Genomic DNA, 12,692 nt, shown 5'->3' with positions numbered 1-12,692 from the left:
TAAAGATAATTTATATCTTCATATAAAGGGAAATGTAATTGTTAAAATAGCAAAATCAAAAGAAGTTAAAATTAATTTAAAAAGGATGGATGAGAAATGATGTATGGTATTATCGCTGTTGCACTGATATTTATACTTGCTAATTTACCTCAATATATTAGAAAACAGCTAACAGAAAAAATCGCTGATGAAAGCAGTAAAGCTAAAGAAAATTTACAAACTTCACAATTAAATTTTTTAACAAAGATAGAATGGCTTAGATTCTATCCATTGAAGAAAATATTACTCGCTTTATTATGGTTATTTTGTTTATATGGTGCAGTTAGAGGAATTTTCGTAACCTTCAACAATCCTCGTGGTGCATTTATATTCTTTACAGTTTTATTTTGGTTTATCACTATTTTTACAGCACGCAAGATATGGCGATATATTAAATTATCTTATCACTGCGTGCCTGTATTAAACCATATAAAAGCAAAAGAAGAACTCCAAGAATTGTTGCAAGGAGAATGTTTTGAAAAAGTAATGTTTCAGAATAGTTTATTACAAAAATATTTTCATGTTCTTATTAGTGAAAACTGGGTAGTTATGGATGGACGCCTTTTTTCAAGAAACGAAATTAAAAAAATCTATTATTTATATAAAGGTCCTATTCGAAATTATGAACAAGTTAAGTTTATATATTCTAATGGTGAAGAATACCAATTCCCTGGTAGCAACAAATGGCGTGAAGATGAGTTTCGTCAAACAGAAGTATCAAATTTATTGCACAAAATATGTCCAGTAGTTATTGAAAATACAGAAGATATAAATACTGCGTCAAATAAAAAGGATAAATCGATTATCTATTGGAATATGAATTATAAAGGTAAATTTAGAAGAACACTATGGATGATACCTTTAGTAATTATCTTATGTTTTTTGACGCCTTTATTTATGGGAAGTTTTTGGCTTATATACGATATAATTCTTGTAGCTATTTTATTATGTCAGCTTTGGTATACCTATAACAAAATGAAACTCGAAGAAAAAACTTCAAATGAGATAGATGAAAATAATAACAAAAAATATACGATTGCTATGAAAAACATTCATATGTACAAGTATCTTCTTGCAATAAAAGATGAAACGCATATCTACAAAGCCATCATTGAAGCAGTACCTGATGAAAATGATAGCATGATGATTTGGCTAGATGATTTTAATTTTCCACAAGCAGAGATTGAGGACATAAAAAAAGAAATAGAACTATACTTTAAAGCAAGAAATATTACTTGCATATTCAAAGCCGGTAAAAGAGCATAGACGGAGTGATCCAGACACGGCGGTGGGAAAATCTCTTAGATTTTTCCGCCGTTTTAAGTGGCTGGTTCACTTCGGCAGTTGAGCGAGCTTGCGAGCGAACATCAAGCCCCCGTTATCTAACAAGGGGGGCACAAAAAACAAGAGACAATATACACTACTAAGCGGAAAACGCTGTATTTACAAGGAAAAACTGCATTTTACATGGTGTGATATAAATTATGCCGTTATCACTTGGAAAAATTGAATAAGACATAAGAAAGACAGTTGGTTTTAAGTAAGAAATTGGTTGTCTTTTTATATAAATATTGATATGATATTAAAATTTTATTTTTGATTTTATGATTTGGAAAATTATATACAGAAATAAATATTATTTTATTTCTGCATATTTTAGTTTAATTGTTCTTACATGAATATGCACTTAATATTTTTTATTCATAAAATAAAGTATATATCTTATAATTTCCTATTTTAGTTTTATAAATTAATTTTATTTTAATATTAAAGGGTAATTTGTTATTTTTTTCATTTTTTACTTAATAAAATAATGTTATAAAAAAATCTTTCTTTACGTTTTTTTTACATTATATTTACTTAAATGTGATTTCTCAAGTTTTGTTATTGATATATTATATCCACATAATAATCAAAAGAAAGAGGAAATAAGAAATGAAAAAGAAATTATTGGCTGTAGGTATCGCAGCATTATGTTTATTTGGTTTTGCAGGATGCGGTTCATCAGGCTCAGGTACAATTACAATGGCAGGTTCAACGTCAATGGAAAGCGTTGCAAAAGCGTGGGGAGAAGCTTATCAATTGAACAATGACGTAACAATTGATGTTCAAGGTGGAGGCTCTTCTGCCGGAATTACAAGTGTTGTTGACGGAAGTGCTCAAATCGGTATGTTAAGCAGAGATTTAAAAGATGAAGAGAAACAGGAAGGCTTAACAGAATATCAAGTTGCAATTGACGGTATAGCTATTGTAGTAAACAAAGATAATAAAGTTGAGAAATTAACAAGTAAGCAGATTGCCGATATATACACAGGTAAGATCACAAACTGGAAAGATGTTGGTGGTGCCGATGAGGAAATCGTAGTTGTGGGAAGAGAAGCAGGCAGCGGTACAAGAGATGGTTTCGAAAGTATCCTTGGCGTTGAAGAAAAATGTCAGTATAAAGCGGAACTTAATGAAACGGGTCAAGTTAAATCTACAGTTGCTTCTACTCCTGGTGCTATAGGTTATATGTCTTTGGGTTATGTAGACGATGAACTTAAAGCAGTAAGTGTAGATGGAGTGGAACCAAGCGAAAAAACAGTTTCTGACGGAAGCTATAAAGTACAAAGACCGTTTATAGTTGTTACAAAAGGTGATGCTTCAAGTGAAGTTAAAGCTTTTGTTGAATATATGTTAAGTGCGGACGGTCAAGGTATCGTTGAAAGCAGTCATTTTGTAAAAGTGAAATAAGATTATAAAAACAACATAAATAATTACAAACATTAATGCACCTTATGGTGCATTAATGTTTCGTTAAAGAGGTAAGTACATGAAATTAAAAAATACACATAAACAAGATAGAATATCTAATATGTTTGAAAAAATATTTTTGTTTTGTGCCGTTGTTTCTGTTATCAGTGTAGTTGTCATAAGTTTGTATATGATAATTTCAGGAGCTCCCGTTATGAAAGAAGTTGGTTTTTTTAATTTTCTGTTTGGTACTGAGTGGAATCCGACGGGTTCAAATCCGAGCTTTGGAATTTTCCCAATGATACTTTCAAGTATTTGCGCAACAATCGGAGCTATAGTAATAGGTGTTCCCATTGGTATACTGACTGCAGTGTTTTTAAGTGAGATAGCTAATAAAAAGGTGGCAAATTTTATCAGACCTTTTATTGAAATTCTTGCCGGTATCCCTTCTGTAATTTACGGATTTGTCGGACTTATATTACTGGTCCCTTTTATTGCAGATGTGTTTGGCTTATCTTACGGTGCATGTCTGTTTACGGGAATGATTGTATTGGCTATTATGATACTTCCGACAATCGTGACAATCAGTGAAGATAGCCTTAGAGCTCTTCCGAGCGAATATAAAGAAGCGTCTTTGGGACTTGGAGCAACAAAAATACAAACAATTTTTAAAATTTTAATTCCAGCTGCAAGAAGCGGTATAACAACAGGTATAGTTCTCGGTATAGGAAGAGCTATAGGAGAAACAATGGCTGTGATTATGGTGACGGGTAACAGTGTTAATTTACCGAAATTGTTCGGTTCTGTAAGACTCATGACAAGCGGTATCGTTTCGGAAATGTCATATGCCGTTGGAACACACAGAGATGCTTTGTTTGCAATAGGATTGGTTCTTTTTGTATTTATTATGGCAATCAATTTAATATTAAACAGTATATTAAACAAAGCTGATAAAAAATATGATTAAAGACAGGAGGGTAATGATGAAAAGTAAAAAATTAAGAATAGGTGACAACATACTAAAATCTTTAATTGTTTTTTGCGCAGGATTTACTGCATTACTTGCACTGTCTTTGGTATTGTATGTGTTATTTAAAGGGGTAGGCAGCATAAACCTGGAAATGTTAACCACTGCTCCCAGTGAACTTAAGGGTACAGTCGGTGTGCTTCCAATGATTGTAAATACTCTTTATATGATAGTGCTTACTCTTCTTATATCTGTTCCTATCGGAATAGGCAGTGCTATATATCTGAATGAATATGCAAAAAAAGACAGTAAATTGGTAAGATTGGTTGAGTTTACGACTCAAACATTGGCAGGAATACCTTCAATTATATACGGTCTGTTTGGTTATATGTTTTTTAGTATATTTTGCGGTTTTGGAGTTTCGATTTTATCGGGTTCTCTTACTCTTGCAATTATGGTTCTTCCGACACTTATAAGAACAACTCAGGAAGCATTGAGCAGCGTACCGGATATGTACAGAGAAGGGGCGCTTGGTATGGGGGCGAGAAAGATTCATCTTATTAGAACTATTTTGCTTCCGTGTTCTATGCCGGGTATTGTGACCGCGGTAATTTTAAGTATAGGTAAAGTTGTAGGTGAAAGTGCGGCGCTTATATTCACATCGGGTATGGGATATATGTTGACTGACGGCATAGTAAGTCAAATATTCAAAAGCGGTGCAACACTTACCGTTCAACTTTATTTATATGCATCACGTGGAGAAAATTTATCAGTATGTTTTGCCCTTGCAAGTATACTTATAGTTATTGTTTTAATAATAAATGTATCAGCGAGATTGCTTTCAAAGAAATTGGAAGCTAAGTAGGAGGAAAAATGGAAAACAGAAAGAAGATTATTACTAAAGATATGAATCTTTATTATTCAGAAAACCATGCTTTAAAAAATATAAACATGGATATTTTAGAAAATGAAGTAGTATCATTAATAGGTCCCAGTGGATGCGGTAAATCTACATATTTAAAGAGTCTCAACAGAATGAATGATTTGGTTGAAGGAGTAAAAATTACCGGGGAAATATTAATTGATAATGAAAATATATATGATAATGATATTGACGTAACTTTACTTAGAAAAAAAGTAGGAATGGTATTTCAAAAGCCGAATCCGTTTCCCATGAGTATATATGATAATATAGCCTATGGTCCCAGAGTGCATGGTATAAAAAACAAAAGCGAACTTGATGAAATCGTAGAAAGAAGTTTGAGGGGTGCTGCTTTATTTGACGAAGTAAAAGACAGACTTAAAAAATCTGCTTTTGGTTTATCAGGTGGTCAACAACAAAGACTTTGTATTGCCAGAGCATTAGCCGTTGAACCTGAGATACTTCTTATGGATGAACCAACTTCAGCTCTGGACCCTATTTCCACAATGAAGATAGAAGAGCTTGTATTTGACCTTAAAAAGAAATATACTGTTGTAATTGTAACTCATAATATGCAACAAGCTGCGAGAATTTCTGATAAAACAGCGTTTTTCTTGCTTGGTGAATTAATTGAATACAATAAAACTTCTTCTTTGTTTGCTAATCCTGAGCATCCAAAAACAGAAGAGTACATAACAGGAAGATTTGGTTGATACTTAATGATAATTTATCAAACAGGAAGGAGAAATATATAAATGAGTGCAAGAAGAAGATTTGATGAAGAACTTGATTTATTATATCATGAACTTATTGAAATGGGTTCTATGATTGAAAAAGCAATAAAATCTTCATTTGAAGCAATTGAAAGTGATGATGAAGATATTGCAAGAGATATTATTGAAAATGATAAAGCAATAAATGAAATGGAAAGAAAAATAGAAGCAAGATGTCTTAAATTAATTTTAAGACAACAACCGGTTGCTTCTGATTTAAGACTTATTTCAACAGCAATGAAGATGATTACCGATATGGAAAGAATCGGGGATCATGCTGCTGATATAGCATCAATCTGTATACCTGATGAAAGAGAAAAAAATCAAGAAAAATTCCAAATTGTAGATGAAAAAATTGTACAAATGTCAAATATTGACCTTGAAATGGTTGCATCAAGTATATCTGCATTTGTAAATGATAATTTAGATTTAGCTAAAACAACAATCAAAACTGACAACGAGGTGGATGAGTTGTTTTATGAAGTTAGAGATGATATAATAAGAGGACTTAAAAATGATCAAATTACTCCGGGCATTGCAATGGATACTTTAATGCTTATTAAGTATCTTGAAAGAATAGGCGACCATGCAACAAATATTTGTGAATGGGTAATCTTCTATTTGACGGGAGAACATAAAAATAAGAAATTATTATAAGGAAAAGGATTTATTATGGGAAATTATATTTACGTAGTCGAAGATGACAATAATATAAGTGAACTTTTAAAATGTTCATTGGAGGCATTTAATTTTTTTGTAAAAGTATATGAAAATTGTGAAGATATGATGGTTGCATTAAAAGAAGAAAAACCTAAGCTTATTCTTCTTGATATAATGCTACCAGGAATGAGCGGGGTAGACGCTCTAAAATTACTTAAAAACAGCAGTAAATATAAAAGTATTCCCATAATTATTTTAAGTGCAAAAAGCAGTGAAATAGATAAAGTGAATGCTCTTGAACTTGGGGCCGATGATTATGTAACCAAGCCTTTTTCCGTTTTAGAGCTTTCTTCGAGGATAAAAAGTGTACTTAGAAGAAGCTATAAAGAGGAAGATAATATACTTACTTATAAGGATATTACTATAGATAAAGAGAATTATCTTGTTACTCATTCAGGAGAAGAAGTAATTCTTACGAAGAAAGAATATAAAATTCTTCTTTATATGTTTGAAAATAAAGGAAGAGTTGTAACGAGAGAAGAACTTTTAAATGAGGTTTGGGGATATGACTTTGAGGGTGAAAGCAGGACTCTCGATATGCACATGAAAACTCTCAGAAATAAAATAGGAAGTGAAGACGATAAATATAAATATATAAAAACCATAAGAGGAATAGGGTATAAACTGGGATAATGAGAAGATTCGTATTTATAAGAAGTTTTCTTGTCGGTCTTATTTGTACGCTTATATTGAGTTTTTCTTTCATTTTTGTTTTGTCTAAAACCCAAGACAATGGTTATCATACAACAATAGAAGCTTTTTTGCATACGGTTAATGAAACGTATGATTTCAGTGGGGATTATGACAAAGATGTGGAATTTTTGGAAAAGATATCCACTGATAAATACAGAGTAACTTTAATATCTCCCAAAGGAGTTGTTTTGGCGGATTCGACTCACAAGGATTTAAGCGAAAATCATAAAGACAGGCAGGAAGTCAAGCAGGCATTGAAAGAAGGAGAAGGATACTCCAAAAGAAGTTCTTCAACTATTGATGAGAAAGTTATGTATGGTGCCATTAAACTTAAAAACGGTAATGTTTTAAGAGTTATGGTTCCTATGGGAACAATACATAGCGATCTTTTTACAAAAATAGGAATTTTTGTTCTTTCAATAATTATTTCCTTTTTAATTTCTTGGTTTGCTGCAAAAAAATTTGCGAATGATTCTGTAAAGCCTTTCGGAAGTGCAATTGATATTTACAAAAAAGAATTTTTTGCAAATGCTTCTCATGAACTTAAAACACCCATTACATCCATAAGAGGGTTTTCGGAACTCATTTCTTCCGGGCTTATAGATGATAAGGATAAGATAATAGAATACAGCAAAACAATAAAAAAGGAAGCCATAAGAATGGATACCTTAGTTGAAGAGATTCTTAAATTGTCCAGCTTGGAAGATATAGGAGAAGATGATTTGCCTCTTGAAGAAGTCAACGTTTCGGATATTGTGAAAGAAGCTATTGAAATTTTGGATTATAAGATAATCGAAAAAAATATCATAATCGATTTGGATTTAAAAGATGCGATAATAATGGGCAGACATGAAGATATACTTAGAGCTTTTACTAATATAATCGAAAATGGAATCAAATACAATAAAGACAACGGTAAAATATATATTGACGTAAAAAGTATTAAGAAAAAAGCTGTGATTACGATACGAGATACCGGTATAGGGATAAAAGAAGAAGATTTATCTCATATATTTGAAAGGTTTTACAGAGTAGATAAAAGCCGTAACCGAAAGGTAGAGGGTTCGGGACTTGGGCTTTCGATAGTAAAAAGAATTGTGATGAAATATGGCGGTGATATAGATGTAAGATCTGTATATAATGCCGGAACAACATTTACATTGTCATTCAATTTGGTACAAAAATAAGAACAGAATTAATTCTGTTCTTATTTTAATTATTATTTTTTTAAATAAAGATTTTATATATTAAAAAATAATATAAATTTATGCATTACAGGTCTTCTCTGTTTTATTTTTTTGATTTTTTTTATAAAAATCACATAAGCTGTTTAACATACATTCATTACATTTGGGATTTCTTGCATTACATATTTTTCTGCCATGCCAGATAATCCAGTGATGTGCATCGGACCAGTACTCTTTAGGTATTTTTTTCATAAGGGTTTCTTCCGTTTTTAATACGTCATCGCTTTTTGCAAGTCCTATTCTGTTTGATACCCTTTGAACATGTGTGTCAACTGCTATTGCAGGAATTCCGAACGCATTGGACATAACTACATTTGCTGTTTTTCTTCCGACTCCGTTTAGTTTGATTAGTTCTTCCATTGTGCTTGGTACTTCTTCGTCGTAATCATTACATAATGTAAAACATGTTTTCATTATATTTTTTGCTTTTGTATTTGAAAGACCGCAGCTTTTTATATATTCGTGAAGCTTTGACTCTCCAAGTTCCAGTATTTGACTAGGAGTATTTGCGACCGCAAAAAGTTTTTTTGTGACTATATTAACTCTTTCATCTGTACATTGTGCCGACAATATCGTTGCTATTAAAAGTTCAAAAGGAGATTTGAACTCAAGACCGCATTTATACTCTCCGTAATGTTCGCTTAATAAATCTATAATTTCCAAAGTTTCTTTTTTTGTTTTCATAAATTTTACCTTAACTTATTTTACCTAGATTAATTTCTTTTTTATTGTATCATAGCAAATTAAAAATGGAACAATAAATATGAATAAAATTTAAGAAAGGAAGTAAAAATATGAGAAGAACCACAATGTCAATGATAACAGGTGTAACCACAGGGCTTATAGCCGGAGTTAGTTTGGCTTCGTATGTTGCTTCAAACAAAGAATTGAAGAAACCTATGAAAAAAATGAAAAATGCAGTTGAAAAGGCGGCAAAAGAAGCGGCGGATGAGATAAAAGATGTTACTATGTCTATGAAAAACTAAAGATTTGTTTATTTAAGGGGAGTTTGGTAAGTGCTTTAATAAAGTATTTTATTAAAGCACTTTTACATACTGTAGTTTTTTATGATTGTCGATGTATAATTTATTATCATTTCCGAGTAATCTTTAAAATATTTATTGTTTTTATCAATATTATTGTCAAAATTTAGATAAATACTAAATATTTCTTTATCCGTGTTACTCATACAGTTTGCCAGTTCTTTATTTTGTTTTATATATTTACTGCTTTCATAAAAATATTTTGCTTTAATTATAAAAGACAGGGATTTATATAATGATTTTAGTATTTCAATGTTTTTCTCGTGTATATAATTGTGCACTGCCATATGATATATATTACATGAACTGAGATGTATCATTCTTTTTATATCATCTTTTTTAATTATTGATTTTATAAAATCGATATTTTTGTATACCGGAGAAGTATCGTAGTAAAACTGAAAAAGGTCTGACTTATCCCAGTTTTTTATTTCTTCAATTCCGGAGATAAAACCGCAAATAAGATTTCTGTTTTCCATTTTGTTTATGGTTTGTTCATATTTATCCAAGTCTTTCGTTTTAAGTGTATCAAGTATTACAACAACATCGATGTCACTGTCTTTTCTTTCTTCATGTCTGCCTCTGCTTCCTTGGATTCCTATAAATTCCACTCTTTCACCAAATGAATCTATTATTTTTTCTTTAAATGATTCCATCCATTCGTTTATATTGATATCGTTCATTTTTCTCCTCCTTTTGTGTTTAATTATTGTATCATATTTAATATTATAAGTATTAAATATATTTTAGTATGTATGTTCCTGATTACATATAAAATAATTTAAAGTAGCCCATAAAAAAGATATTTTATTATAGGGTTAAATACTAAATCGTAAAAGGCAGTGTGTTTCTAGATAAAAATATTTACTTTTTGAATTTATAGTGATATTATTTATGCGGATGGTATTCTTTTGAAACTATACCGAGAAAAATATTAATAGTCTTCAATCTACCTAATTGCTATAAAGCTTTTATCGAAAGAAAGAGACTTTTCAATTATCAAAAGGAAGAAAAGAAGAATGAAAATTGGATTTATCGGTGCTGGCAAAGTAGGGGTAAGCCTTGGTAAATACTTTGTTACGCATGAAAAAAAAGTAATGGGGTATTATAGTAATACTCTATCTTCAGCAGTTGATGCTGCAAATTTTACAAATACTAATTATTTTAATTCTTTGGAAGATATTATATCTTCTTGTGATATTTTATTTTTGACTGTTCCTGATTCAAAGATAAAAGAAGTATGGGAGCAAATATGTACATTTGATATAGAAAATAAAATATTTTCTCATTGTAGCGGAGCTATGTCTTCTGCTGTCTTTCAAAAGTGTGACCAAGACATTCTTGGTTTTTCCATTCATCCAATGTATGCTTTCAGCGATAAGTATACTTCTTACAAAGATCTTTCAAAGGCTTACTTTACAATTGAAGGAAACGAAAAGAGAATTAATGTTATTAAGGATTTTTTTGAAAGCCTTGGAAATCATGTAAAAATCATTCCAAAAGACAATAAAACCAAATATCATTTATCTTGCGTTTTTGCAAGTAATTTAGTTGTAGCTTTGTTTTATAAGAGTATAAAAATTCTTATGGAAACAGGGTTTACTTTTGATGAAGCTAAAAATGCACTACTTCCTCTTTTTATGAATAATGCAGAGAATATTGCTTCAAAAGATGTAATAAATGCATTAAGCGGTCCAATTGAAAGGAACGATTTAAAAACAGTAAAAGAGCATTTATCTGTTATAAACGGAAGTGAAAGGGATATTTATAAATTGTTGTCTGAGGAGCTTATTGATGTTGCAATGAAAAAAGATAATACAAAAGATTATTGCAATATGAAAAAAATTATTAAAGAGGAAAAAGAGGATGAAAAACACAGTAACAACATTCAAAAAACAAAAAGAAGAAAACAGTAAGATTTCCATGCTTACGGCTTATGATTATTCAATGGCAAAATTGATTGATCAGGCAGGTATTAACGGGATTTTAGTAGGGGATTCTCTTGGTAATGTAATCCTTGGTTATGAAGATACAATACCTGTTACAATGGAAGATATGATCCATCACGGAAGAGCCGTTGCAAGAGGGGCAAAAGATGCATTGGTTGTTATAGATATGCCTTTTATGTCATATCAAACAAGTGTATATGATGCCGTTAAAAATGCAGGAAGACTTATGAAAGAAGGCTTAGGTGATGCTGTTAAGCTTGAAGGCGGCAGAGAAGTATGTGAGCAGATAAAAGCAATAATTTCTGCCGGTATACCTGTAATGGCACATCTTGGCTTAACACCACAAAGTATTAATGCATTTGGAGGTTTTAAAATACAAGGAAGAGATGAGCAAAGAGCAAAACAAATTCTTGAAGATGCTTTGTTAGTTGAAGAAGCGGGAGCTTTTGCACTTGTTCTTGAGTGTGTTCCGGAAAAATTAGCTAAACTTATTACTCAAAAAGTTAGTATTCCAACAATCGGAATAGGTGCAGGAAAATACTGTGACGGACAAATTTTGGTATATCAAGATATGCTTGGAATGTTTTCTGATTTTACGCCGAAATTTGTAAAGAAATATGCAAATATAGGGGAAATAATGCAGGATGCATTTAGAACTTACCATAAAGAAATAAATGAGGGTAAATTCCCTATGGAAGAAAATACATATAAAATTGATGATGAAGTTATAGAAAAATTATATTAATTATGGAGAGAAATATGAAAGTAGTACATAAAATCAGCGAAGTAAGAGAAATTGTAAATAAATGGAAAAGAGAAGGGCTTAGCGTTGGGCTTGTTCCTACAATGGGTTATCTTCATGAAGGACATCAAAGTTTAATTAAAAAGGCCGTAGAAGAAAATGACAGAGTATTTGTAAGCGTGTTTGTAAATCCTATGCAATTTGGTGAAAACGAAGATTTAGCAAGCTACCCAAGAGATCTTGAAAAAGATACAAAACTATGCGAAGAAACAGGAGCAAATTTGATTTTTAATCCAACACCCGAAGAAATGTACCCTGAAGGTTTTTGTTCGTATGTTGATATGAACTCACTTACAAAAGAACTTTGCGGGAAAAGCAGACCTATTCATTTTAGAGGTGTTATGACTGTTGTAAGTAAGCTGTTTAATATTGTTACACCTAATAAAGCGTACTTTGGAATGAAAGATGCACAACAACTTCTTATAATAAAAAGAATGGTAAAAGATTTAAGTTTTGGCATAGAAATAGTAGGCTGTCCAATAGTAAGAGAAGAAGACGGTCTTGCAAAGAGTTCAAGAAATACTTATTTAAACGAAGAGGAAAGAAAAGCAGCTTTGATATTATATAAAACAATTAATTTAGGTAAGAAACTTCTTGAAGAAGGCGAAAGAGACAGTTCTGTTTTACTTTCAAAGATGAAAGAAAACATAAATAAAGAACCACTTGCGAAAATTGATTATGTTGAAGCGGTAGATATTGAAAGAATAGAAAAAGTGGATAAAATCGAAGGTACGGTTCTTGTTGCAATGGCTGTATATATTGGTAAAACAAGATTAATTGACAACTTTGTGTTTGAGTGTTAGG

14 protein-coding genes are annotated in these 12,692 nt (G+C 31.2%); 12 read left to right on the top strand and 2 right to left on the bottom strand.

Annotated elements, in window-relative coordinates; translation table 11 throughout:
• The first annotated feature begins 96 nt into the window (after positions 1 to 96).
• From QZ357_RS06970 to QZ357_RS06935, 8 genes are all read left to right on the top strand, one after another.
• On the top strand, positions 97 to 1,305 hold the full coding sequence (locus QZ357_RS06970; protein WP_290773687.1) for a hypothetical protein: 1,209 nt from the start codon (positions 97 to 99) through the stop codon (positions 1,303 to 1,305).
• 669 nt (positions 1,306 to 1,974) lie between these two features.
• Entirely contained in the window at positions 1,975 to 2,772 is a 798-nt protein-coding gene (locus QZ357_RS06965) for a phosphate ABC transporter substrate-binding protein (protein WP_290773684.1), read from the top strand.
• A gap of 79 nt (positions 2,773 to 2,851) precedes the next feature.
• Positions 2,852 to 3,739 (top strand): phosphate ABC transporter permease subunit PstC, encoded by an 888-nt coding sequence (gene pstC, locus QZ357_RS06960; protein ID WP_290773681.1) that lies wholly within the window; start codon positions 2,852 to 2,854, stop codon positions 3,737 to 3,739.
• A gap of 16 nt (positions 3,740 to 3,755) precedes the next feature.
• Positions 3,756 to 4,604 carry a phosphate ABC transporter permease PstA gene (gene pstA, locus QZ357_RS06955; RefSeq protein ID WP_290773678.1) on the top strand — a complete coding sequence of 283 codons (849 nt, stop codon included), beginning with the start codon at positions 3,756 to 3,758 and terminating at the stop codon, positions 4,602 to 4,604.
• A gap of 8 nt (positions 4,605 to 4,612) precedes the next feature.
• Entirely contained in the window at positions 4,613 to 5,374 is a 762-nt protein-coding gene (pstB, locus tag QZ357_RS06950; protein WP_290773675.1) for a phosphate ABC transporter ATP-binding protein PstB, read from the top strand.
• A 42-nt stretch (positions 5,375 to 5,416) separates the two neighbouring features.
• Positions 5,417 to 6,091 (top strand): phosphate signaling complex protein PhoU, encoded by a 675-nt coding sequence (gene phoU, locus QZ357_RS06945; RefSeq protein WP_290773671.1) that lies wholly within the window; start codon positions 5,417 to 5,419, stop codon positions 6,089 to 6,091.
• Positions 6,092 to 6,106: 15 nt separating this feature from the next.
• Positions 6,107 to 6,787: a response regulator transcription factor gene (locus tag QZ357_RS06940; RefSeq protein WP_290773669.1), complete on the top strand. Its 681-nt coding sequence runs from the start codon at positions 6,107 to 6,109 to the stop codon at positions 6,785 to 6,787.
• On the top strand, positions 6,787 to 8,034 hold the full coding sequence (locus QZ357_RS06935) for an ATP-binding protein (protein WP_290773666.1): 1,248 nt from the start codon (positions 6,787 to 6,789) through the stop codon (positions 8,032 to 8,034). The genes QZ357_RS06940 and QZ357_RS06935 overlap by 1 nt, the downstream gene beginning before the upstream one ends.
• A 78-nt stretch (positions 8,035 to 8,112) precedes the next feature.
• Here the strand turns inward: QZ357_RS06935 and nth are convergent, their stop codons facing one another.
• Positions 8,113 to 8,778 (bottom strand): endonuclease III, encoded by a 666-nt coding sequence (gene nth, locus QZ357_RS06930; RefSeq protein WP_290773662.1) that lies wholly within the window; start codon positions 8,776 to 8,778, stop codon positions 8,113 to 8,115.
• A gap of 110 nt (positions 8,779 to 8,888) precedes the next feature.
• On the opposite strand from nth, the gene QZ357_RS06925 reads away from it, so the two are divergent.
• Entirely contained in the window at positions 8,889 to 9,080 is a 192-nt protein-coding gene (locus tag QZ357_RS06925) for a hypothetical protein (protein WP_290773659.1), read from the top strand.
• Between the two features lie 62 nt (positions 9,081 to 9,142).
• On the opposite strand, the gene QZ357_RS06920 is transcribed toward QZ357_RS06925, so the two are convergent.
• The gene (locus QZ357_RS06920) at positions 9,143 to 9,820 is read right to left on the bottom strand and encodes a nucleotidyltransferase domain-containing protein (protein WP_290773656.1); all 678 of its coding nucleotides are present in this window, start codon (positions 9,818 to 9,820) and stop codon (positions 9,143 to 9,145) included.
• 264 nt (positions 9,821 to 10,084) lie between these two features.
• Between QZ357_RS06920 and QZ357_RS06915 the strand changes: the two genes are divergently transcribed.
• Genes QZ357_RS06915 through panC form a run of 3 tightly spaced genes read left to right on the top strand, consistent with a single transcriptional unit; the run spans position 10,085 to position 12,691 of the window.
• Positions 10,085 to 11,053 carry a Rossmann-like and DUF2520 domain-containing protein gene (locus tag QZ357_RS06915; RefSeq protein WP_366934135.1) on the top strand — a complete coding sequence of 323 codons (969 nt, stop codon included), beginning with the start codon at positions 10,085 to 10,087 and terminating at the stop codon, positions 11,051 to 11,053.
• Positions 11,004 to 11,831 (top strand): 3-methyl-2-oxobutanoate hydroxymethyltransferase, encoded by an 828-nt coding sequence (gene panB, locus QZ357_RS06910; RefSeq protein ID WP_290773653.1) that lies wholly within the window; start codon positions 11,004 to 11,006, stop codon positions 11,829 to 11,831. Before QZ357_RS06915 ends, panB begins: the two co-directional genes overlap by 50 nt.
• A gap of 14 nt (positions 11,832 to 11,845) precedes the next feature.
• On the top strand, positions 11,846 to 12,691 hold the full coding sequence (panC, locus tag QZ357_RS06905) for a pantoate--beta-alanine ligase (protein ID WP_290773649.1): 846 nt from the start codon (positions 11,846 to 11,848) through the stop codon (positions 12,689 to 12,691).
• Position 12,692: the final 1 nt, after the last annotated feature.

The organism is Anaerofustis sp., assembly GCF_019420015.1.
In the GTDB taxonomy this organism is placed as follows: Bacteria; Bacillota; Clostridia; order Eubacteriales; family Anaerofustaceae; genus Anaerofustis.
Note: the sequence above shows the minus strand (reverse complement) of the source record. Positions and strands in the feature narration are given on the sequence as shown.

What these genes read in the sequence shown, in the direction of transcription:
- panC (WP_290773649.1), top strand. Translation starts at nt 11,846, where the DNA reads ATGAAAGTAGTACATAAAATCAGCGAAGTAAGAGAAATTGTAAATAAA.
- QZ357_RS06970 (WP_290773687.1), top strand. Translation starts at nt 97, where the DNA reads ATGATGTATGGTATTATCGCTGTTGCACTGATATTTATACTTGCTAAT.
- QZ357_RS06925 (WP_290773659.1), top strand. Translation starts at nt 8,889, where the DNA reads ATGAGAAGAACCACAATGTCAATGATAACAGGTGTAACCACAGGGCTT.
- QZ357_RS06965 (WP_290773684.1), top strand. Translation starts at nt 1,975, where the DNA reads ATGAAAAAGAAATTATTGGCTGTAGGTATCGCAGCATTATGTTTATTT.
- pstC (WP_290773681.1), top strand. Translation starts at nt 2,852, where the DNA reads ATGAAATTAAAAAATACACATAAACAAGATAGAATATCTAATATGTTT.
- QZ357_RS06940 (WP_290773669.1), top strand. Translation starts at nt 6,107, where the DNA reads ATGGGAAATTATATTTACGTAGTCGAAGATGACAATAATATAAGTGAA.
- QZ357_RS06920 (WP_290773656.1), bottom strand. Translation starts at nt 9,820, where the DNA reads ATGAACGATATCAATATAAACGAATGGATGGAATCATTTAAAGAAAAA.
- pstA (WP_290773678.1), top strand. Translation starts at nt 3,756, where the DNA reads ATGAAAAGTAAAAAATTAAGAATAGGTGACAACATACTAAAATCTTTA.
- nth (WP_290773662.1), bottom strand. Translation starts at nt 8,778, where the DNA reads ATGAAAACAAAAAAAGAAACTTTGGAAATTATAGATTTATTAAGCGAA.
- phoU (WP_290773671.1), top strand. Translation starts at nt 5,417, where the DNA reads ATGAGTGCAAGAAGAAGATTTGATGAAGAACTTGATTTATTATATCAT.
- pstB (WP_290773675.1), top strand. Translation starts at nt 4,613, where the DNA reads ATGGAAAACAGAAAGAAGATTATTACTAAAGATATGAATCTTTATTAT.
- QZ357_RS06935 (WP_290773666.1), top strand. Translation starts at nt 6,787, where the DNA reads ATGAGAAGATTCGTATTTATAAGAAGTTTTCTTGTCGGTCTTATTTGT.
- panB (WP_290773653.1), top strand. Translation starts at nt 11,004, where the DNA reads ATGAAAAACACAGTAACAACATTCAAAAAACAAAAAGAAGAAAACAGT.